The 21130-nt window shown below is 39.5% G+C and carries 23 protein-coding genes; 4 read left to right on the top strand and 19 right to left on the bottom strand.

Annotated elements, in window-relative coordinates:
• Positions 1-116: 116 nt before the first annotated feature.
• The 6 genes from O2Q26_RS17270 to O2Q26_RS17245 all read right to left on the bottom strand — a co-directional run bounded on the left by O2Q26_RS17270 (position 117) and on the right by O2Q26_RS17245 (position 6311).
• Complete coding sequence (locus O2Q26_RS17270) at positions 117-1340, bottom strand: DUF819 family protein (protein WP_289217070.1); 1224 nt, start codon at positions 1338-1340, stop codon at positions 117-119.
• Positions 1341-1669: 329 nt separating this feature from the next.
• Positions 1670-2071 carry a VOC family protein gene (locus tag O2Q26_RS17265; RefSeq protein ID WP_289217069.1) on the bottom strand — a complete coding sequence of 134 codons (402 nt, stop codon included), beginning with the start codon at positions 2069-2071 and terminating at the stop codon, positions 1670-1672.
• 550 nt (positions 2072-2621) lie between these two features.
• On the bottom strand, positions 2622-3665 hold the full coding sequence (locus O2Q26_RS17260; RefSeq protein ID WP_289217068.1) for a FecCD family ABC transporter permease: 1044 nt from the start codon (positions 3663-3665) through the stop codon (positions 2622-2624).
• 25 nt (positions 3666-3690) lie between these two features.
• Positions 3691-4704 (bottom strand): FecCD family ABC transporter permease, encoded by a 1014-nt coding sequence (locus O2Q26_RS17255; protein WP_289217067.1) that lies wholly within the window; start codon positions 4702-4704, stop codon positions 3691-3693.
• Between the two features lie 51 nt (positions 4705-4755).
• The gene (locus tag O2Q26_RS17250; protein WP_289217066.1) at positions 4756-5730 is read right to left on the bottom strand and encodes an ABC transporter substrate-binding protein; all 975 of its coding nucleotides are present in this window, start codon (positions 5728-5730) and stop codon (positions 4756-4758) included.
• Entirely contained in the window at positions 5727-6311 is a 585-nt protein-coding gene (locus O2Q26_RS17245) for a nitroreductase family protein (RefSeq protein ID WP_289217065.1), read from the bottom strand. The genes O2Q26_RS17250 and O2Q26_RS17245 overlap by 4 nt, the downstream gene beginning before the upstream one ends.
• 284 nt (positions 6312-6595) lie before the next feature.
• On the opposite strand from O2Q26_RS17245, the gene O2Q26_RS17240 reads away from it, so the two are divergent.
• Positions 6596-6877 carry a hypothetical protein gene (locus tag O2Q26_RS17240; RefSeq protein ID WP_289217064.1) on the top strand — a complete coding sequence of 94 codons (282 nt, stop codon included), beginning with the start codon at positions 6596-6598 and terminating at the stop codon, positions 6875-6877.
• Between the two features lie 121 nt (positions 6878-6998).
• Here O2Q26_RS17240 and O2Q26_RS17235 read toward each other — a convergent pair whose 3' ends face one another.
• The 7 genes from O2Q26_RS17235 to allD all read right to left on the bottom strand — a co-directional run bounded on the left by O2Q26_RS17235 (position 6999) and on the right by allD (position 13870).
• Positions 6999-7847 carry an SDR family oxidoreductase gene (locus O2Q26_RS17235; RefSeq protein ID WP_289217063.1) on the bottom strand — a complete coding sequence of 283 codons (849 nt, stop codon included), beginning with the start codon at positions 7845-7847 and terminating at the stop codon, positions 6999-7001.
• A 6-nt stretch (positions 7848-7853) separates the two neighbouring features.
• The gene (uxuA, locus tag O2Q26_RS17230) at positions 7854-8924 is read right to left on the bottom strand and encodes a mannonate dehydratase (RefSeq protein ID WP_289217062.1); all 1071 of its coding nucleotides are present in this window, start codon (positions 8922-8924) and stop codon (positions 7854-7856) included.
• Positions 8925-8968: 44 nt separating this feature from the next.
• Positions 8969-9985: a zinc-binding alcohol dehydrogenase family protein gene (locus O2Q26_RS17225; protein ID WP_289217061.1), complete on the bottom strand. Its 1017-nt coding sequence runs from the start codon at positions 9983-9985 to the stop codon at positions 8969-8971.
• An 18-nt stretch (positions 9986-10003) separates the two neighbouring features.
• On the bottom strand, positions 10004-11278 hold the full coding sequence (locus O2Q26_RS17220; protein WP_289217060.1) for a TRAP transporter large permease: 1275 nt from the start codon (positions 11276-11278) through the stop codon (positions 10004-10006).
• Positions 11275-11754 carry a TRAP transporter small permease gene (locus O2Q26_RS17215; protein ID WP_289217059.1) on the bottom strand — a complete coding sequence of 160 codons (480 nt, stop codon included), beginning with the start codon at positions 11752-11754 and terminating at the stop codon, positions 11275-11277. The genes O2Q26_RS17220 and O2Q26_RS17215 overlap by 4 nt, the downstream gene beginning before the upstream one ends.
• A 73-nt stretch (positions 11755-11827) precedes the next feature.
• Entirely contained in the window at positions 11828-12835 is a 1008-nt protein-coding gene (locus O2Q26_RS17210) for a TRAP transporter substrate-binding protein (protein ID WP_289217058.1), read from the bottom strand.
• Positions 12836-12859: 24 nt separating this feature from the next.
• A complete protein-coding gene (allD, locus tag O2Q26_RS17205) occupies positions 12860-13870 on the bottom strand; it encodes an ureidoglycolate dehydrogenase (protein ID WP_289217057.1) in 1011 nt (336 codons plus the stop codon).
• A gap of 479 nt (positions 13871-14349) precedes the next feature.
• Between allD and O2Q26_RS17200 the strand changes: the two genes are divergently transcribed.
• A complete protein-coding gene (locus O2Q26_RS17200; RefSeq protein WP_289217056.1) occupies positions 14350-14964 on the top strand; it encodes a hypothetical protein in 615 nt (204 codons plus the stop codon).
• Positions 14965-15037: 73 nt separating this feature from the next.
• On the opposite strand, the gene O2Q26_RS17195 is transcribed toward O2Q26_RS17200, so the two are convergent.
• Positions 15038-15340 carry a hypothetical protein gene (locus O2Q26_RS17195; RefSeq protein ID WP_289217055.1) on the bottom strand — a complete coding sequence of 101 codons (303 nt, stop codon included), beginning with the start codon at positions 15338-15340 and terminating at the stop codon, positions 15038-15040.
• Positions 15341-15536: 196 nt separating this feature from the next.
• Here O2Q26_RS17195 and O2Q26_RS17190 point away from each other — a divergent pair, with 196 nt between their 5' ends.
• Entirely contained in the window at positions 15537-16193 is a 657-nt protein-coding gene (locus O2Q26_RS17190) for an MtnX-like HAD-IB family phosphatase (RefSeq protein ID WP_289217054.1), read from the top strand.
• On the top strand, positions 16186-17238 hold the full coding sequence (locus tag O2Q26_RS17185; RefSeq protein WP_289217053.1) for an iron-containing alcohol dehydrogenase family protein: 1053 nt from the start codon (positions 16186-16188) through the stop codon (positions 17236-17238). Before O2Q26_RS17190 ends, O2Q26_RS17185 begins: the two co-directional genes overlap by 8 nt.
• Before the next feature lie 231 nt (positions 17239-17469).
• Here O2Q26_RS17185 and O2Q26_RS17180 read toward each other — a convergent pair whose 3' ends face one another.
• From O2Q26_RS17180 to O2Q26_RS17160, 5 genes are all read right to left on the bottom strand, one after another.
• On the bottom strand, positions 17470-17964 hold the full coding sequence (locus O2Q26_RS17180) for a GNAT family N-acetyltransferase (RefSeq protein ID WP_289217052.1): 495 nt from the start codon (positions 17962-17964) through the stop codon (positions 17470-17472).
• Positions 17965-18184: 220 nt separating this feature from the next.
• Positions 18185-18547 carry a hypothetical protein gene (locus O2Q26_RS17175; protein ID WP_289217051.1) on the bottom strand — a complete coding sequence of 121 codons (363 nt, stop codon included), beginning with the start codon at positions 18545-18547 and terminating at the stop codon, positions 18185-18187.
• Positions 18548-18675: 128 nt separating this feature from the next.
• A complete protein-coding gene (locus tag O2Q26_RS17170) occupies positions 18676-18984 on the bottom strand; it encodes a hypothetical protein (protein ID WP_289217050.1) in 309 nt (102 codons plus the stop codon).
• 258 nt (positions 18985-19242) lie between these two features.
• Positions 19243-19680, bottom strand: a complete 438-nt coding sequence (locus O2Q26_RS17165; protein WP_289217049.1) for a VOC family protein — start codon at positions 19678-19680, stop codon at positions 19243-19245.
• Positions 19681-20127: 447 nt separating this feature from the next.
• A complete protein-coding gene (locus O2Q26_RS17160; protein WP_289217048.1) occupies positions 20128-20871 on the bottom strand; it encodes a L,D-transpeptidase family protein in 744 nt (247 codons plus the stop codon).
• Positions 20872-21130: the final 259 nt, after the last annotated feature.

The following is a 21130-nucleotide window of genomic DNA, read 5'->3' as shown; positions in this document are numbered from 1 at the left end:
GACGTCCTGCCAAATAAAATAACAAAAAAATACACACCCTGCTTTCAGATGTGTATGGTAATCCTCTTATAGCAAACCTCTTAATTAATCTTTATTCAATACAAAAGCTTTATAACCTAAAACCCACTGAACCAAACGCCAATACCTGTCCCAATATAGTTACCTACTACATAACCAAGTGTACCCACTAAAAGAATGGGAACCACCAGTTTCGTCCAGCCCCTCGCAATCGCCATCGCAGCTGCTGTAGTTGGACCGCCAATATTTGCATTAGACGCCACAATTACTTCTTCTAAACTAAACTTAAAGATCCGTCCTAAGACAAAAGAAACGATCATATTACTCATCACGACAATAAATACAAACACCAGCAGTAACGGGGCATTCTGAAAAATAAGGGCAATCGAAGCAGGAATCCCAATGACGACAAAGAATATATAAATCAAATAAGTACCGATTTCCTGCGCTCCCCGTATTCCTTCAAAATATTTTGGAAACACAGTTACAGCAATCATCGTCAGAGTCGTCAACATTAAGTATCGATCACCTAAAATACCGTTCAACACAGTAGCTGGAATAGCAGCTTCCTCTCCTGCAGGAATGAGTTCAACAAATAAATCTGCTATAAAAAAAGAAACAGCTACTAGAGCAAATGAAGTACCAACAGCTAAACCAATATCCTGGAGTGACACTTCTTTTCGACCCCAGTAAGAAGACGCCTCCGTTTCATCATTCGCAGAATCACTAGTCGCAGCTTGCTCATCCATATAAGGTGTTTTGAACCTTTTTGTGAAAAATCCAATCGCCGGCAAAGCCATTAAGATAAAGAAATATAAAGCCATCATTAAATTATCAGCTACTACAGCAGAAGACACAAGCTCTCCAGGTGCCTCGAACTTAGTAGATAAAGCAGCAAAATTCACTCCACCGCCTATGTAAGACCCTGTCATCATCCCGCCGACCTGATCAAGACCAGGTACAACATCTTTCAAAAGAAAAAAACCTATAATCGCACCAGCCACTGTACCTGCAGCACTCAAGAAAAATAACAGTAATAACCGACCACTTTCATTCCAAATCTTTTTAATATTAGCTTGAAACAAAAGAAGCGGAATGGCCAGCGGCACAACATAATCCCAAACCGTGTCATACACTGGAGATTCTAAAGGGATGACGCCAACATTTGCCAAGATCATCGCCCCCACTAGAGCAATAATCGCACCTGAGAACTTCGAAGCCCACTTATAATTCTGTTCCAAATAAATACTGATCGCTGCCCACCCTGCAAGAAAAGCCCACAATATCCATACATCATTTGGCTGCACTAAACTATTCTCCACAGAACCACCTCCTGATTTGGTATATAATTCTAAGGGTTTTTTTGGGAATGAGCAACATCTTTAAACCGAAGTAATTGTTTATAAAGACGTGTATGTATTGTCTGTGTTTGAAGACGATTTGATTGAGGTAACAATCTCTGCTGGATAGTGGAAGACTTGATTCCAAGATAACCGCGGTTCGTTGCAGAGTTGAGAGTCAGGGGTGGTTGGGAAGCTGCGAGACTCCCGTCATCATAAAATTTTAAAATGCTGTTAGAGTTTCATTTAAGTCGTGTTTCAGGACATAGAATGAACCTGCGTTTATGTAGGCTAGATAAAGAATTACTATCTTATGATGATGGCGCGACAAATTCTACTTTTATTCGATCCGGATCTTCAAAGTAAACCGCATAATAATCCTCACCGCCCGCAAAAGGGTGCTGGTTTTCATATAAAATATTTATACCTCTTTCCTTAAGCATCGTTGTCATCTCATCGACTCTTTCACGCGAAGACGCGTGAAAAGCTAAATGATTCAAACCAGCCCTGCACCTGTGATAAGGGACATCCAAATACTTATTTTCTGCTTGGACAAATACTAAATACGTTTCTCCTAACTTCCAACTTTGTCCTTGTCCCCATTTTTGGTATGACTCGTAACCTAACTCTTCCAGGAACCAGCCCCAAAATGATTCTGATTTCTCTAAATTGGAAACATACAGTTCTACATGATGTAGTAAGCCCTCACCCATTGCAACTTCCCCTTCCTATAATTCATTCCATTTAAACAACGCCTGATATACATATACCCTTCTTAATTCTGGCTTTCAAGATATTCACCATTGCTTACGAATCATATATTATATGTATTACTTTAGAAGAGCCATATCAATAGTAAAATGACAGCTATTATACTCCAGAACACAGTCTGTTTATTTCTCAAACTATTTCCTCCTTAAGCTTGAAAATCGTCCTCGTTTATTGAAAAAGACGCTCCTCTTATTTTAGAGATGCCTCAGTTACTTTAGTTACCTTGCTTCAATTTAGATGCGAATGGTAATTGAAGAACTCGTTACCGAAAGAATACTGAATAAATTACAATCCCTGTTATTATCCCCAGAAAAAACAACCCGGCACGCTTCCAACCTAACCTGGACAGATTTTTCCCGTGCACACTAGTAGAGGGCTCGTTTACCTCATTAGCCTTTAGTTGATACTCGAATATAGAACAAACGTTTGTAAACAATCTTTGATATCCAGTAAAAAACAGCAGACCAAATCGCATATGATTTGGTCTGCTGTTCAAAATTTATTCCGATGCTTTATCAATAAAAAGATAAAGAAAGGCGCCCCGACCCCAGCCGTGAAAATCCCCGCAGGTATATCACTCGGATAAAAAGCCGTCCGCGCAACGATATCAGCTAAAAATACGATCAATCCGCCAATAAAGCCAGCTGAAGGAAGCAGATAAGAAAAAGAACGACCTACCAGCAGGCGTGCGATATGCGGGGCGACTAATCCTACGAAGCCGATGGTGCCTACGATAGAAACAGCTGCTCCGGCAAGCACCACACTGCTTAACAACAATACGAGGCGGTGCTTTTGCACACTCAGGCCGAGCCCGGCGGAAGTATCATCGCCCAGTTCCTGCACATTGAGAATAGCTGAATACATAATGATTAACGGTACAATGAGAAGCGCCCACGGCAGTAGTAAACGCAGGCCTTCCCATGATGCTCCATAGATGCTTCCTGTCATCCAGATGTAAGCCTGACTTGCCGAATAATCAGGGACCATCGTTAGAATGAGCATCGTACCGGCTTGCATCGCGGCCGATATGCCGATGCCGATCAGCACCAGCCGGATAGGCGTGACGCCTTCGTTCCATGAAATGACGTAGATGAGCAGTGAAGCCAGTAAGGCACCTGCGATGGCTGCAAAAGGAAGCCACTGAATGCCGAACGTATCCTGGAAAAAGCTGATGTAGCTTACTGCCGCTACGGCCGCTCCTCCGGTAATTCCGATAATATCCGGAGAAGCTAATGGGTTACGCACGATTCCTTGAAGAATCGCCCCGGCTATCCCTAAACAGAAACCAGCCAGCAGAGATACGGCAGACCTTGGAAATCGCAGCGTATTAATGATAAATTCATTCCCTACATTTCCTATTCCAAATACGGACTGTCCGATTTCCACGGGACTAAAGAAAGGATCTCCAAATCCGGGTCCTGAAAAAAGAGCGGAAACGGTGAGCGCCATTAGAAGAAAGGTTATGATCAGAGGCTTTACATCAATTTGAAAGGATATCGTATTTTTTTTACTGCGAATGTTAAATTGTCTTCCCATACTAAAACTCCCTTCTCAACAGCCCTCACCTTTTCGTTAAACCATAGCGTGCGATATAAATAAAAAACGGCGTTCCAATCAATGCTGTCATAATCCCTACAGGTATTTCCTGAGGCATAATCAGCAATCTCGCTACTACGTCCGCACTGACGAGCAAGGATGCTCCAAGTACCGCACATAAAGGAATGAGCCAGCGGTGGTCCGGACCGAAAATCCCCCTTGTGATGTGCGGCACGACTAACCCGATAAAGCCGATGGCACCGGCTATGGATACAGAGCTCCCGGCAAGAATAATGACGATGACGCCGATCGCTATTTTTAATAGAGTCGTTTTCTGTCCTAGGTTTTTCGCCACATCTTCTCCCGTCGCAAACACATTTAACGCATTCCCCATAAACATCGACACACCAACAGCTACGACGATAAAAGGGAGGATCGGATAAAGCATGTCGAGCGACCGGCCGCTGATTGAACCAGTCAGCCAGAACAGGACTTGCTGCAGACCGTTCTCATCTAACACAAGCATCGCCTGCGTCATCGATGAAAACAAAGCACTGATCGCCGCTCCAGCTAACACCACTTTTACAGGAGTCATCCCTTCCCTGCCAAGCGAACCAAGCATAAATACGATGACTCCAGCCAAAGTTGCTCCCAGCAGCGCCATCCACATAATTTGAACGAGCGAAGTAAAAGAAAACAAGGTAATCGATAACACGACGAAAAACAGGGCTCCCGCATTGATTCCGAAAATGCTCGGGGAAGCAAGAGGATTGCCTGTTAACGCCTGCATTAACGCTCCCGCGATAGCAAGGCATGCACCAATCACACTGCCTAGTACCGCCCGTGGCAGCCGCTCTTCTAAAATAACAAGCTGGTTAATAGAAGAAGAGTTAAAACTAGTAAATGCCTGCACGATATCGTCCACTACAATCGCTGTCTGGCCAAAATATAAGCTTGAGAGAAAGGCAGAAAGGAAGAGAAGTACGGCGATCGCAGCCCCTATGATTTTTGAAAGGTTTGTTTTTAGTAAGTAAGACATAATCAGCCGTTATCCTTTGACAGACAGAAAAAGGGAGATTCCCCCCTCCTTCTAGTCGTTATTTTCTTCTAAGTCGTAAATCTCGTACAAGTCGTCCAGCATATGGTTCGCAGCTAAATAGCCGCCGGCGCTGTTCCACGTTACTTCATCTACATTATGGACATTGTCATTTTGAACCGCATCAAGCTCCTGCCATAGAGGGTGACTTGTCCAATCTTCATACGTCTGCTGAATTTCGTCTTTTTCCGTTCCAGAATTAAAGTTGAAAATAACATCCGCATTCATTTCAGGAATACTTTCTTTAGACGTCAGCTTCACGCCCCACGTATCCTCTTTGTGATTATCCGGACGATCAAAGCCGAGCTCATTTAGAATTCCACCGCCAAAGCCTGTGTAGAATATTCTCGCATGATCCGCGCGGAAATTCGTAATGGCCGCTTCGACAGGAAAATGACCTTCAGCTTCCATTTGAGATGTAAAGTCTTCTACTCTCTCGTCCCATTCATTGAGCAGCTCATCCGACTCTTCCTCTTTACCAAGCGACTGTCCCATGAGATCAACCGTATCTTTCCATCCATAGATCTCATCGATCATCACCGTAGGAGCAATTTGCGAAAGCTGATCATAAATATCTTCGTGACGGTCTTCATTGGCAAAGATAACGTCCGGTTCCTGCTTAGCAACTTCTTCTAAGTTAGGCTGGGTTTCTTCCCCAAGTTGATCTACACCTTCAAGGTCATCCCGCAAATATTCATAAACAGGCTTCTCTACCCATGACTCGACAATCGCAACAGGCTCAACATCTAAAGCTACGGCAGCATCATTAGCTCCCTGAAAAAGGGATACCACACGTTCTGGCTCCCCTTCAATTTCTGCCGTACCCATCGCATGCTCGACTTCGCGAATTTCTGAATCACCTGATTGATCGTCTGTTTCGCCTGACGTTTCATCGGAAGAACTCCCGCACGCCGATAATACGAGTGATACTAAGAGCAGACTTCCGACTCCCCATTTATTTTTCATCATGTTAAACGCTCCTTTTTGTCAATAACTGTTAGTTTATCTTCAGCTTTCGTTCTTTCTTTAGCTTCTGGAATTTCTTCAGGATATCCCATATGGATAATCCCTACGATTTTTTCCCCTTCTTTAACCCCGATATCTTCACAAAACGAGCTGGAATTTATGTACTGGTTGGTCTTCCAGATCATTCCGAGCCCTTGCTCCCAGCCGAGCAGCTGAAGGTTTTGAATCAAAGCGCTTGTTGCTGCAAAATCTTCCTCCCATATCTTCTTCTTCTCACTCTCTTCCATCACAACCACTAAGTGAGCAGGGATATGGCGGTACCTTTCAATCAGCTTGTCTGGATTCTTCGTCGACAACTTGCCGCGCTCACACTCATTCTGCAGTGCGTCAACGATCGTCTCTTTCCCTTCATCCATAAACAACATGAAGCGCCAAGGTTCCCTGACACCATGATTCGGAGCCCAAACTGCATCGTTTAATAAATCAACGACAAGCTCTTGATCAACCGGAGTACTTTTAAATTTCTTGATGGAACGTCGACCCTTCACCACTTCGACTAATTGACTCTCTTCAACTTTCAGCATTTGCCCACCCCTATTTAGTAATGATAATCATTTTCAACGAAAAATAATAAAAAAAATAACCCCGGTTCGAGGATATTTTCATTTTAAAGAGTAACTGATAACGGTTCTCATTATATACAAATAGGAGAAAAGTTGCAACCAATTATCAGAAAAATTTTTTCAGGAACCCGTCTGTTCGAGGAATTACTGCTGGTAATTAATAGAAGTTCCGATAAATGGAACTAATGAATGAATTCAACTATGATGAACACAAGAACCAGCCACATAAGGAGGACTGTTTCATTTTGACTAACAAAATATACCTCTTTTCCTACGAAACCTCAGGAAAAAAAGAACGAACCGAAGCCTGCATAAGCGAACGCCTCTCCAAATTATATGACGTGAAACAGGTTCACAAAGGCGTATATTTGATTAAAACAATCGATGAAGTCAGCCTGTTCGAAAAATACTTGAGAGAATGTTTTGACAGGAAAGATACTTATTTTATCGTAGAGATTACTGAGCAGAAGAAACGTTTTATAAATACATCTTCGACCGATATTAACAGTTGGATGGAGAATATTTAATAAGAGGGTTAACTTCGTAAAAGTATAAAAAAGATGAGGCCTCAAAAATCAATTTAAAGCCTCACCTTAGATTATTATTAAATTACATAAGTGTACTAAAACAATTACCAATTATCCCACATCAAACCCCTGAATAAGCCATAAACCCTCCGTCTACTGGTATAGTAACTCCAGTTACAAATCCAGACATGCTATTATCTGCCAACCAGAGTAATGTGCCCAGCAAGTCTTCTGGATTTCCAAACCTTTTCATAGGAGTATGGCTGATAATTTTTTGAGAACGTTCTGTTAAAGAACCATCTTCATTGGTAAGCATCTTCCGGTTCTGATCGGTAAGGAAAAACCCGGGAGCAATGGCATTAACTCGAATACCAACTTCTGACATATGTACAGCAAGCCATTGTGTAAAGTTATTAATCCCAGCTTTTGCTGCACTGTAAGCAGGTACTTTTGTCATTGGTGAAGGTGCACTCATCGAGGACATGTTAATAATAGTCGCACCTTTACGATTTATCATTTTTTCTGAAAAGACTTGAGTTGGTATAAATGTTCCAACTAGGTTCAAGTTGAATACAAATTGAAATCCTTCTGTCGTCATATCAAAAAAGGTAGATACGTCGTTATTAGACAAGTCTTCTTGTTTCAGTGTTTCGTTATTTGTTGTTCCGTCCGGGTGATTGCCCCCTGCTCCGTTGATGAGGATGTCACATATTCCAAATTCAGCTGTTATAATTTCTTCTGCTCGGCGAACACTTGATTTATCCAATACGTCACAGGGTAAAGCTAAAGCTTCGCCTCCTTCTTCCTTAATCGAGTGCTCAACTTTTTCACCAGCTTCTTTGTTACGGTTCAAAATAGCTACTTTAACACCCTGTTTCCCTAGCTCTTTAGCCATCGCACTGCAAAGTACGCCGCTCCCTCCAGTAATTACAGCTACTTTACCTTTTAAATTTCCGTTGTCTAGTATCATTTAAAATTATTCACCCTTCGTATTGCGTTGTAGTGAGTCCCATATGCCCCATAGATACATAATTCCTAACCCTCGATCATATAGTCCATAACCTGGCCTACACGTTTCACCCCAAATATGCCTTCCATGATCCGGTCTTACATAGCTATTAAATCCACTTTCATGATAAGCTTCCACTACTTTATAAATATCAACAGAACCGTCTTCCGTGCGGTGCGATGTTTCAATGAAATCACCATTATCATAGGTTCTTACATTTCTAATATGAGCAAAGTGAATTCGGTCCGCAAATTGTTTTATTATATCTGGTACATTGTTTTCAGGATTTGCTCCTAATGATCCACTGCATAGAGTTATACCGTTATACGGATCATCAACTAGTCTTATGAATCTTTGTAAATCTTCTTTATTCGTTATAATTCTAGGTAATCCGAATACAGACCATGGTGGATCGTCGGGGTGAATCCCCATTTTAATATCGTTAGCCTTAGCCACAGGTATCACCCGTTCTAAAAAGTATTGCAAGTTACCCCAAAGGTCTTCCTTCGTTACTTCTTTATACTGTTCGAATAGAGAAGACAGCTGTTCAAGCCTCTCAGGTTCCCATCCAGGCATTGTGAATTTTGAGTTTTTTGATATTGTGCGGACAAGTTCATTAGGATCCATGTTTTGTATTTTTTTATTCTCAAAAAAGAGAGCAGTAGATCCATCTTCCAATTCTTCATATAAATTTGTCCGTGTCCAATCGAATACAGGCATGAAATTGTAGCAAATTACTTTCACTCCAGCTTCAGCTAATCTTTCAATGGTTGTAATATAATTGTCTATATAGTAATCCCTAGTAGATCGTCCCAGTTTTATATCTTCGTGCACATTGACACTTTCTACGACTTCTATGTGCAGGCCTTGACTTTCTGCTTGCTCTTTTACTTCGACAATTTTATTCTCCGGCCAAACTTCTCCAGCAGGAACATCATGAAGCGCCCAGACAACCCCTTCTACTCCCGGAATCTGATTTAAATGTTTTAATGGGATAGCATCATTACCTTCTCCGAACCATCTCATAATCATTTTCAAAGTTTCTTCACCACACAATTATAATTAGTTGAATTATCAATCCATCACATTTTTATAATAACTTTTCGAACTCCGGAGGGAGCTTCATTCATCAGGTGGAATGCTTCTTGAACTTCACTAAGCTCAAATTGATGACTAACTAGATCCTTTGCATCTAATTGTCCTGAGTTAAATAAATTAATGACCTTTGGAAATTGATTCGTTTGGAGCCTTGAACCGCAAATAGACAGCTCCTTTTTCGTAATATTCACTTGAGAAAAGCTTGATAATTCTTTTGCAAATCCAAGTAAAACAACACGAGCAGCAACAGAAGTAACTTCAATAGCCTGTTCTACTGTTTTTGAAGTTCCAACCGCATCAATCACCACATTGGCACCCATGCCTTTTGTCCACTCAAGTATTTGCTCCTCTACTGTAGAAGTGCCAGGATTAATAATTCTATCTGCACCCCAGCCTTTTGCAAAAGCCAACCTTTCTTCATTAAAATCTGAGATTGCAACTTTTGCACCGGCCTGCTTGGCCATTTTCAAACAACATAAACCTATAGGGCCAGCTCCGATAATAAATACTTGGTCTTCTTCTTGAACGTTGCCCCTAAAAATGGCTTGAGCACCTATAGTAAAAGGTTCGATTAAAGCAATTTCTGACCATCCTAATTTATTATCCACGGGATGGACTAAAGATTCAGGAATAGTCATGACTTCTCGTCCACCTCCGTCTCTATGCACTCCGTAAACTTGAACATTTTCACAAATATTAGGCCTGTCTTTTTTACAGGCATAACACTCACCACAATAAGTCATAGGTTCAACCACTACTCTATCTCCAATAGAAAGTTTAGTAACTGAATCACCAATTTCCACCACTTCACCAGCTACCTCATGTCCTACTACTCTTGGGTAAGTAGCAAACGGGTTCTCTCCATGTAAAATATGCATATCTGATCCGCAAATCCCCATGGCTTTTAAACGTATCTTCACATCATTTGCATCTTTTATAGTCGGTTCGTCCATTTCTACAATCGTTAAGCTGCCAGGTTCTTTTACTTGAATCGCTTTCAAAATATCTTTCTCCTCTCTTTAATCAAATAAACTAGGTAAGAAAAGTGTCAATTGCGGGATAAAGCTAACAAGTAGCAATACTAGTAGACTCACACCTAAAAAAGGAAGAAGAGCAATAGAGGCGCGTCCAAGAGATACTTTACCAATACTTGAAGCTACAAATAAACAGACACCAACAGGCGGTGTAGATAATCCAATCATTAAATTTAATACCATTAAAACACCAAAATGCACTGGATCCATTCCAATATGTGTCGCTACAGGTAATAATACTGGAAATAAAATGACTAATGCCGCGATCGTCTCCATAAAGGTCCCTACAAATAGCAGCAATAGGTTAAGTAAAAGAATGACAACTATAGGATTTTCCGAAATGGATAAGATCGTGTCTGCTACAAGTTGAGGAATTTGTTCACTGACCAGAACCCATCCGAATAAATTAGCAAATCCTACTAATATCATAATTCCTGCAGTACTGACCATAGAATTTAAAATAACTTTTGGAATCATTTTCAATTTTAAGTCTCTATAAACAAACAACCCAACAATTAAGGCATAGACTACAGCAACTATAGAAGCTTCAGTTGGTGTGAAATAACCACTTAGAATTCCGAATAGAATTACGACTGTCATCATAAGAGCCCAGAAAGCTCCTGAGAATGACTTTATAATGACAGAAATGTGCTGCCGCTCTCCTTTTGGATAGTTTCTCTTTTTAGAGATCGCGTATGTCATTATCATTAGAAACACTCCAAGTAATATCCCGGGAATGGTTCCAGCTAAAAAGAGATCACCGATTGAAACCGTTGCTAGTGTTCCTAAAATGATCATAGGTAAAGAAGGAGGGATAATTGGTCCTATAGTAGAGGATGACGATGTAACTGCTACAGCGAAGGAAGCATCATATCCTTCTTTTTTCATAGCAGGAATCATAACCGACCCAATACTTGCTGTGTCAGCAAGTGCCGTACCGGATATACCAGCAAAACCCATGGACGACCCTACATTAGCCAGCCCTAATCCCCCTCTAATATGACCGACGATATTATTTGTGAATTTAATGATGCGTTCAGTAATTCCTCCAGCATTCATTAAATTACCAGCCAAAATAAAACCGGGAATACACAGGAGGGTAAACGAATTTATTCCACCGAACATTTTTTGTGGAATAATATTTAAAGGTATTTCTGCTATTAGTATATAAATGAGTGAAGAAATCCCTAAGCTGAACGCAATCGGTACACTTAGAAATATTAGTAATAGAAAAGAGATAAATAGAATTAATGCCATCATGATTCAACACTCTCCTTCTGCTTTCCCTTTAATAATTCATAGATATTCACGAAACTATATAATGTCAGAAGTGAAAATGTTAAAACCATACTTAAATTGACATAATACATTTCAACCTGCATTGTTGCGGAGGATTGATTTGCGCCAAGCAAAGCAAATTCATAGGAGTAGTAAATTAAGAAACCAGAAAATAACCCAATTACCAAATAAATTAAAGAATCTACATATTTTCTAATTTTATTTGGAACCAAATCTAATAATAAATCCACCCTTACATACTCTCTTCGCTCCATTGCCACTGGAGCACCAAACGCAATGGAATAAACAAATAAAAACCTTGAAAGTTCTTCCGTCCAGACAATGGAAATCGGAGTATAGCGAGCAATTATTTGAATTAATACGATTATCACAAGAGCAGAAAAGGTAAGGATAGTCAAAGTTTTCAGCAATTTACTTATAATATTTACAGGATTCATGTATCTCACCCTTTTGCATTTTAATAGAGGTAAGCAACTCCTTTTTCCAAAGAAGCTGCTTACCAATGTTTTTTTACTCTTCCCCAGCTTCTACGATCCTGTTATATAGATCTAATTGAACTTCATCGAGGCTGCTTTCAATTCCCGGCTGCATTTTTTCAGCAAAAGCTTCTTGGTCTACTTCCACAAATTCCATGCCATCTTCTTTTAATTGCTCTTCAATTTCGTTTGTTTCAGTTTCATATAAATCCATTCCAAAAGCCTGGGCTTCTTCAGCAGCTTCTTGAACGGAGGCTTGCATATCTTCATCCAGCTCTTCCAGCTGACTGTTTCCAACAACAACATATATCCAGGAGTACACGTGCTCAGTAACGTTCACATAATCTTGAACTTCAGCAAAACCTGCACTTTGAATTAGATCCACCGGGTTTTCCTGACCATCTATAACACCTTGCTGTAATCCTGTAAAAACTTCACTAAAATCCATTACTTGTGGTCTAGCTCCTGCTTCTTCCCAAGACTCCATGAACAAAGGTACGTTGGGGACTCGCATTTTAAACCCACTTAAATCATCTGGAGATTGGATTTTTTCATTGGATGTAAGGTTACGAGGTGCCCGTGCATGATAATAAAGTGGAGTTACACCTACGTTTTCTTTAACACTGCTTTCAATTTCTTCTCCTATTTCCCCTTCCACGACTTTCTGCATATGATCTTGACCGTTAAACGCATATGGTACCGCCATCAGTGCGGCTTCAGGTGCCCAATTTGCCATTGTTTCACCGGTAATTGTCATATCAACTGTTCCTGCCTCAATTCCATCGATAACTTCAGTTTCAGATCCCAATTGTTCGTTCGGGTAAATTTCAATTTCTAATTGACCATCTGTTTTTTCACTAACAAGTTCAGCGAATTTTTCAGCTGTTTTATTCCATTGGTGATCTTCATTTGATAAGTGCCCCAGCTTCCAAGTGATTGTATCACCTGAATCTCCTGAACCAGATGACTCTTCATCCCCGCCGCATGCAGCTAACAACATTACTAACATAGAAACAAACAATAACAATAGTTTCTTTTTCATTTGTATTTCCTCCTTAATATGTAATTATGAATTCAAATAATTGTAAATGCTCTCTGGTAAGGGAATACCCTCCTTTTTATTTGTCTCCTCTTTCAATTGCTCTGGTTCACCTGGAACCATAACGGAAGAGAAACCATCTGCAGGTTTTACTGCATGTAATTCATCTATCATTTGATCAATATTGTTCAAAAATTCTTCTTTCTCAATAAATAAGCCAGGGTTTATCGTCACAATTACATGACTCAACTCTCTATTATTCTTATAGTCTCCATACATGGTAGATATTTTTGGTCCAAAAGCTCCTCCAGTTAACACCCCGGTCATTACATCAACTACTAAACCAAGACCAAAACCTTTAGGTCCTCCAAAAGGAAGCAAATTCTTTAATAGATTAGGGTCTGTGACAGGATTTCCGTTTTCATCAACTCCCCAATTATCAGGAATTTCACTGCCAGTTTCTCTAGCATGCAATACCTTACCTAAAGCGACATTACTTGTGGCCATATCTAAAATAATCGGTCGATGTTCATTAGCTGGAAAACCATAGGCTATTGGGTTAGTACCGAAGTAAGGCTCTGCTCCTCCGAAAGGAACTACTGCACTATCAGTATGTGTCATAATCATACTAATAGTATCTTCTTTGGCTGCTTGTTCCGCGTAATAAGATAGCGCTCCACAGTGGCTGCTATTAACTATTCCAACAATGCCTATCCCATTATCTTTTGATAATTTAATCGCTTCTTTCATTGCTTCCTTTGTGATTACGTGACCCATGCCATTATCACCATCAAATAAAGCAGCTGATGATCCTTTTTTGGTAATATTGAAATCAGGATTTGCATTCATCCCTCCTTCAAGCATCCTTTTAACATAATGCTCCGTTCGTAATACACCGTGTGAACTTACACCTCTTAAATCTGCATGAACTAAAATGTCAGCAACAATACTTGCATGCTCTTTATCAACTTTCGCTTCCGAGAGCTTATTTACAACTAATTCCTTCAGTTCTTCTTGATCGATAGTAATGTTCCCCATAATATCTCCCTTTCATTAAAAAGTAACTGTTTCCAAAAAATAGTACCATCCCGATATAAATCGCTTACATAGAACCTCAAAAAAAAGTTTTCCGACACCTCACCTACTAAACCCTTTTTTTGAATTCCATTTTGTGAACTAAAAGTGCAGTAACTATACAAGTTCCTAAATCGTTTTACTAAATCGGTTTAGTAAAACGATTTAGTGAAAGTGTAACATAATGAAAGCGCTTTTAAAATATAATTATGAATTTTTTTGAAATTTTAGATTTAAAATTCCAATTGTGACATAAAACGACAAAATACTATCTTTTAAAAATTACTATTAGATTAACAATAAAATTCCCAAAACCTCCTCACTAAACGACAAAATACGCTCAAAGTGGTTTATCCCCCAACAAGATAGGTTATAACTATACCATCACACAAACCAAGAAGCCTTCACGACACACGAAGGCCCCAGGAAAGGAAAGAGGACCTATGACTACACCACAAAAAATCGTCGATCGTCTAATTCACTTTACCGTTGAGGCCTATAACGACAGCTATGATTCCGTAAAGATTCAGAAGCTTCGTCACGATTACGAGTGTGCTCTCGGGAAAGCGATCCAAATGTATAAAGAAGCAAATGAAGATATCCGCCCAGAAGTAAAGCGCTACAATGAACTTATTTTAAAAATTAAAATGATTTTCCAACATAACTGCTGCGAGACCGTCGAGGAAATCCTCGCTCTGGATGAGAAGCTGCGAGCTAGTAATAAAGCTTGTCCGGACGCACCGGTCCAGAATCATCCGTACGAGATCGTCGACCGCTTGCTATACTTAACGGCTGAAGCTTATAATGACGCGCCCTCTTCCAAAGCTCAGCAAAAGCTGAAACATGATTATGAATGTGCAATAGAAGATGCGGTGGAAATTTATAAGAAGTCGTACTATAAGATGCGTCAGGAATCGGTTCGATACAATGAATTCAGGGAAAAAGTGAAGCAGTTCTTCGGGCAGAATGACTGCGAACATGTCGAGCGTATCCTTACGTGGGACGAGGACTTGCATGATGGCATCAGCATCCGAAGAAGCCATGGCTATATCAAATAAAAAAACACTCCAATCTGGAGTGTTTTTTTACGAGCGATTATGTATGGACGATAGTGCGTAAGTTTAAACAAATTCAATTCGACACCACTTCTTTTTGTCTCACTAAACCAACAAGCACGTACCCAAAAGTCACAACCACACTCGAAATCAAAGAAATATTGATAGGACCGCTCCCTACTTCCATACTGCTGCTGACCATTTCTTTTTGTCCGTTCATTTCTTCATAAGTTACTTCGTTTTTCTTCAGCAAATGCCATCCTTCTCCTACACTCTCGCCCTCTGCGACATCAATAGACATCGTATATACGCCTAATAGGCCGAAGCTAACGAAGAAACTGAGCAACAGCACTATACTTGATCGCTTCATCCAGTTCATCACGCCACCTCCCCATGCATTTCGGCTAACTTTTGAACTCATCTTATCATAAAATAAATAAACTCCCTGCACTATTATCCTTAAAAACCCAAAATCCAGTTACTAGATTCGTCTTTTCCACGCAAGGCCTCGTCACTCCATACAAAATATCTGTTACACTATACATATAAAAATAAGGTTTATAGGAGCTGAGATCGTGAAGAATTGGGCGTTTGTTTCCGACTTTGATGGGACAATTTCATTGAAAGACTTTTATTGGATCGTGATTGAGAAATACTTTCCTGAAGGGGAAGAGCTGTTTAAGAAGTGGAAAGCAGGCGAGATGAAAGATATCGAGTTTTTAACGACTGTCTTTTCTTCAATCGACCAGGATGAACAGCAGATTATTGAAGATATCCGGCAGATTCCTATTGATTCTTACATCCCTGAGTTTATAAAAACGGTTCAAAACCATGGCGGCGACTTTTATATATTAAGTGCAGGTACTGATTATTACATTCATCACATTTTAGAAAAATATGATATTAAACAGGTGACTGTCTTGTCCAACGAGGGATACTATCAGGATAAAAATGTACATATGAATTTAGATCCCGAGCATCGTCATTTTTCTGAGCGGTATGGGATCGACAAGTCAAAAGTGATCCAGGACCTTAAGAAAGAGTATGAGACGGTCCATTTTGCAGGTGACAGTGAGCCGGATTCCCATCCTGCGGTTTATGCTGACCTCACTTTTGCAAAAGATGCTCTACAGGATATTCTGAAAGAAAAGCATATCCCTTTTATCCCTGTAACAACGTTTAAAGAGATCGAAGCCGAACTAAAAAGAAAAGGATTTCTTCCTCATGTCTAATCCCATTACGAATATCCCTATCCCGGCGATATTGGAAATTGACAATGGCATCATTTTTCAGCTTGAGGATGTTCTAAAAAAACACGGATTTAAAAAAGTACTCATCATCTTTGACGACTTTACGTTTGAACATTATGAAAAGAAAGTGAAACATTCATTCTCCAGTATAAAAGCGGATACGCTGCTCATAAAAGAGAATCTGGATATCAAAGATTTAATCTCCAAAGCCTTTACGCTTGAAACATTCGATGTGATCATCGCTATTGGCGGAGGGGCTGTCATAGATTATGGCAAATATATCGGATTTTCAAGAAACACACCTTTTATTAGCGTACCTACCTCGGCTTCTAACGATGGGTTTGCCAGCAGTAATTGCTCCTTATCGATTGAAGGCAAGAAAACGACCGTTCCAGCAAAAATTCCATACGGCATTATCGCGGATCTCGATATTATAAAAAATGCTCCACATAAATTTATATTAGCGGGGGTCGGCGATTTGATGTCCAACCTGACAGCTCTTTATGACTGGGAGTTTGAAGAACATCATGAAGTAGACCGTGTAAACGCATTTGCATCGATGCTGAGCAAAAAAGCGGTAAATAGTTTCATTCGAACCCCTATGGAAGATATTAAAACCCCTATGTTTTTAAAAGAGCTCGTCAGCTCCTTAACGATGGGAGGGGTTGCCACAGTCATTAGCGGAAACAGCGCACCCATTAGCGGATCAGAACACCTGATTTCACATGCACTTGATAAATATGCAGAAAATCATCACATGCATGGGATTCAAGTAGGCATCGCCACTTATATTATGGCAAATGTTCAAGGCCATCGTGCGGAGCGGATGCACAAAGTATTCAGCCGAACTGGCTTTTTCGACTATGTACCCTCTTTACACATGACCACAGCTGATTTTAAACAAGCGATTGAAAGAAGTCCTCAAATGAAACCGCACCGCTATACTTATTTGCATGACGAGGACTATCGAGAGAAGGCATTGAATTTTTTAGAGACTGATCCAATTTTACAGGAAATTCTATTATAAGGAGAGGGCGGCTGCTCTTTCCTTTTTTAAAATGGTACTGGTGATTTTCAGTGTTGATATTATCCATATTAAAAGGGCTACTCCCAAGATAACTCATATTAACTATTCTTAAGAAAAAAGTCACTCTACTCTTAAGCAATTGCACTCAATTCATGAAGACTAGATTTCGAGATATATCTTGAGGTGTTCTCTTCTTTAGCTCACGGAAGAATAAAACTAAACCGTGTTTTTCTAAGAAAGCGAGTACTGATAGAACTTTCTATCGACTTGTAATAAGGGGAAATTTTCAGGTAATTCATTTACACCTATACTTGTAAAACCATTCTTTTCATAAAATCTATGTGCTGCTAAAAATTGCGGTGTGGTTCCAAGATACACTGTTTTTATTGATTTTTCTTCAACCCATTTAATTGCTTTGTTTAATAATAGACTTGCAGTTTTAAACATTGCCCCTCTGAATTCTTGATCTACAAACATCTTTCTTAATGCAACTTGGTTGTTTCCTATATCTAAAAGACTGATTGTACCAACAACTTTATTGTTATAAACAGCTATCCAAAAGTTGCCCTTACCCGTCTGATAAAAATCTTCTATGGTGTACAAGTCGGGTTGGTCTCTTTTAGTTATAGGTATGTTGTATTCTTTTTGCTGAATATGAAGAATTAAATTTACGACTTCTGCTTGATACTCATTAGTATACTGTTTCACAATAGGACTGTTACTCATAATTTCACACCGCCTTCATATAAACTACTGTTTAATTTCAAAACAAAATACCTCTTCAGGTACTCCCTCAATCCATTACGCTCTTCCATTAGTGAAAAAGCGATCGGAAAATCGCCCCCTTTTCGTGAAGACTCGAATCCGAGATATTCTCGAGTTGATATTAAACTAAAGCATCTTTTACTTGAATAAGCCGATTAGCTACTACTTATTGATAATTTCCTCACAGCTCCAATTCATTTCTAGTATTTATTCGGTGGACAAACATTGCAATAATACCAATTGGAACTCCGAATACAATATATATGATCATAACTGGAATGATTCCTTCGATTGTCATAGTGTTATTTAAAATGATAACACTAAGCATAAATAATGTGATGAAAGTAAAGAACAAGCCTAATCCTTTACTTTTTCTATGAAAAGCAGATATTCCAGACACCAACACATTCGCTGTTATTAAACCCAAAATAAGTTGAATGAACGGTTTTAATAATAAATCGTCATTTTGCGTAATTAAAGCAAAACTAACAAAAAGCGTAGTAATAACTCCAACAAATATAGAAAGTATTGTTTTGTTTAACAAGTAATCTCTCCTTTTTTTATTCGAATTTCTTTATGTTTATCTTTAATAAACCTGCTTCGTTAGTGAAAAAGCGATCGTCCATATTGGCCAATCGCCCCCGTTAGTGTAATAAGATATTTGAAAATATTTTAAAGAGCATTACCTATAAAAACAATGAACCCTGCCACTACTATGCCTATACCATTTAAAGACACACAGAGATATTTCAAATTAAGTTGAGCTTTCTGTGAAATGCTTAATATGCTTAATACAAAGAATAGAATATATGCAACTAATAAGTATGTGAATGGGTTTGCATATGTTACGTAGTAATTTACATTTGCTCTTGAAAGAAAATTAAATATCCAGCCTCTAAAAGGATCCAGCATTAAAGCTATAAAAGACAAAAAAGACAAAAAGGTTCCTAAGTACGTTGCTTTAGTTATATAACCTTTCATTTTATTCCTCCTATAAAAAGGGTATTAGACACCGTCCCATATACATTCTTGTCAATACCCATCAGTTCCCAACAAAACTTACTTCTTGATAATTTGTTTAATTTCTCAACCAACAACAAAACCCAAACTGTCATATGGTCTTATTAACTCAGAATTGAGGCTTCAACACCCCTTCCAACAATAGGAAAAGATGAAGAACTCAGGACAAAAACATATTTAGTTATTACCCCCGTTTGCTTAACAAAGTCCCCTCAATATTTATTTGATTTGCTCCGCCAACTCTAAAATAATCCCTTCTGGCCCACGAACGTAGCATAATTTATATGCGTTTTTGTAGTTTTGTATCTCACCAAAAAGTTCCGCGCCTTTCTTTTTCAATTTGGCAACAACGGCTTCGATATCTTCAACAGCAAATGCAATATGTCGCATACCCAAAGTATTTGCAGACGATTGCTGTATACCTTTTTTATCTGACGGCGTATGGAATTTAACCAGTTCCAAAGTTGCCTCGCCGTCTGGCACCCCTAACATTACAACCGTCTCTCTAACGTCATTTAGCCCAATTATCCGTTCCACCCACTCTCCTTTCACCTCTGCTTCCCCTAGCACTTCAAGTCCAAGGTCTAGAAAAAAGGCTTTAGCTGCAGGAAGATCATTTACGATAACACCCACATGATCTATTCTATGGATCTTCATATCTTACCCCTCCTATATCACATATGTCTCCTAAAGAATTTATTCTTGATTGCTTCAAGCTTCTCCTCTTTATTCCACAAAAAGGACATATCCTTTCTGTAAAATATCTCCGAATTCAAGTCTTCAACTAACCTGCCTCTTATCTTTAAGACTCAGTATCGATATATATACCCATTAATTAAAAAAGATGGTTTATTTCGTGAAGATAGATAACCTAAATAAGAAAAAGCCCTGCAGAGAATACCCCCTCTACAGGACCTTTCCGAAAACTATCTAAAGTGGGGGCAGGTACCATCACTTGATAGATGGAAAATAAAAAAAGTCTGGTTCCACTGTATGATGGCACGAAAAGAAGCGCACTACCAACAGATCCCTCTTGGTAATGCGCCATCCTTCAGTTCTCTAACGCACCCGGGGACTGACCCCAAAATCGACCCCAAAATCCTGCTATTTACTGAATAATGCGTTTCTTGTTTTTGGCCCGACAATACCGTCAGCCACTAACCCTTTCGATGATTGAAACTTTTTTACAGCTCTTAAGGTCTTCGGACCAAAAGAGCCATCAGCAGTTATGCTGAGTTTTTTCTGTAGAACTTTAACTGAATCTCCTTTACTGCCATACCTTAAAGTTTCATTAAAAGTTTCATACCCTGCGACTACACTTTTGGATCCAACTTCATATTTTTGTGCTAACGCTGTAAAAGATGATGAAGAACTTGTAATATAGACCGGAATATTTTTATCAGCTCGTTCATACAGCCAGATGACATCTTTATTATTCATACGAATACAGCCGCTGGATGCGTAAGTCCCAATGGAAGATGGATTATTTGTGCCATGTACTCCGTAAACATTCCCTGAGGTATGTCCCCAGTCACCCGGAACTTTTATCCCGAGCCATCTGGCGCCTAGAGGATTCCGTGGGTCACCGCCTGGGATATTTTCTTTATACCACGGCCTGTTTTTAACCTTATTAACGAGGGTAAATTTCCCTTCCGGCGTCAAACTGCTCTTTCTCCCCGTTGCTACAGGAAACACCTTCTGAAGTGTGCCATTTTCATAAAACGCCAATTGATTATTACTTTTATTAATAATAATTGCTTCTTTCTCTGCTGCCTCCGCCGGTTTTACCATGAAACAAAAACCCAATAACAAAATCCCCATGGCCAACACAATTTTTCTTAGCTGCATGTCCTACCCCTCCATTAATCCCTTAGTTCACTTGCCAACATTATACTTCGGTTAATGGGGGTTAAATTGTCGAAAGCGGCTGTCGAAATAAAGAAATTTTCGAGTTGAATGTAACAATCATGAAGGAGTGGCTTCCTTGATGTAAAAATGAGGTTTTACAATGGTAAAGAGGTTCAAAAAACCCCAATTCTTCAGATAGATAGAAAATAAAAAATCTGGTTCCACTGTATGATGGCATGAAGATCCTCTTTGGTACCAC

It is taken from the genome of Halobacillus campisalis, assembly GCF_030345335.1.
GTDB lineage: Bacteria > Bacillota > Bacilli > Bacillales > Halobacillaceae > Halobacillus_A > Halobacillus_A campisalis.
Note: the sequence above shows the minus strand (reverse complement) of the source record. Positions and strands in the feature narration are given on the sequence as shown.

What these genes read in the sequence shown, in the direction of transcription:
- O2Q26_RS17165 (WP_289217049.1), bottom strand. Translation starts at nt 19,680, where the DNA reads ATGAAGATCCATAGAATAGATCATGTGGGTGTTATCGTAAATGATCTT.
- O2Q26_RS17185 (WP_289217053.1), top strand. Translation starts at nt 16,186, where the DNA reads ATGTCTAATCCCATTACGAATATCCCTATCCCGGCGATATTGGAAATT.
- O2Q26_RS17260 (WP_289217068.1), bottom strand. Translation starts at nt 3,665, where the DNA reads ATGGGAAGACAATTTAACATTCGCAGTAAAAAAAATACGATATCCTTT.
- O2Q26_RS17210 (WP_289217058.1), bottom strand. Translation starts at nt 12,835, where the DNA reads ATGAAAAAGAAACTATTGTTATTGTTTGTTTCTATGTTAGTAATGTTG.
- O2Q26_RS17250 (WP_289217066.1), bottom strand. Translation starts at nt 5,730, where the DNA reads ATGATGAAAAATAAATGGGGAGTCGGAAGTCTGCTCTTAGTATCACTC.
- O2Q26_RS17180 (WP_289217052.1), bottom strand. Translation starts at nt 17,964, where the DNA reads ATGAGTAACAGTCCTATTGTGAAACAGTATACTAATGAGTATCAAGCA.
- O2Q26_RS17220 (WP_289217060.1), bottom strand. Translation starts at nt 11,278, where the DNA reads ATGATGGCATTAATTCTATTTATCTCTTTTCTATTACTAATATTTCTA.
- O2Q26_RS17265 (WP_289217069.1), bottom strand. Translation starts at nt 2,071, where the DNA reads ATGGGTGAGGGCTTACTACATCATGTAGAACTGTATGTTTCCAATTTA.
- O2Q26_RS17245 (WP_289217065.1), bottom strand. Translation starts at nt 6,311, where the DNA reads ATGCTGAAAGTTGAAGAGAGTCAATTAGTCGAAGTGGTGAAGGGTCGA.
- O2Q26_RS17235 (WP_289217063.1), bottom strand. Translation starts at nt 7,847, where the DNA reads ATGATACTAGACAACGGAAATTTAAAAGGTAAAGTAGCTGTAATTACT.
- O2Q26_RS17255 (WP_289217067.1), bottom strand. Translation starts at nt 4,704, where the DNA reads ATGTCTTACTTACTAAAAACAAACCTTTCAAAAATCATAGGGGCTGCG.
- O2Q26_RS17160 (WP_289217048.1), bottom strand. Translation starts at nt 20,871, where the DNA reads ATGCAGCTAAGAAAAATTGTGTTGGCCATGGGGATTTTGTTATTGGGT.
- O2Q26_RS17215 (WP_289217059.1), bottom strand. Translation starts at nt 11,754, where the DNA reads ATGAATCCTGTAAATATTATAAGTAAATTGCTGAAAACTTTGACTATC.
- O2Q26_RS17195 (WP_289217055.1), bottom strand. Translation starts at nt 15,340, where the DNA reads ATGAACTGGATGAAGCGATCAAGTATAGTGCTGTTGCTCAGTTTCTTC.
- allD (WP_289217057.1), bottom strand. Translation starts at nt 13,870, where the DNA reads ATGGGGAACATTACTATCGATCAAGAAGAACTGAAGGAATTAGTTGTA.
- O2Q26_RS17170 (WP_289217050.1), bottom strand. Translation starts at nt 18,984, where the DNA reads ATGAAAGGTTATATAACTAAAGCAACGTACTTAGGAACCTTTTTGTCT.
- O2Q26_RS17200 (WP_289217056.1), top strand. Translation starts at nt 14,350, where the DNA reads ATGACTACACCACAAAAAATCGTCGATCGTCTAATTCACTTTACCGTT.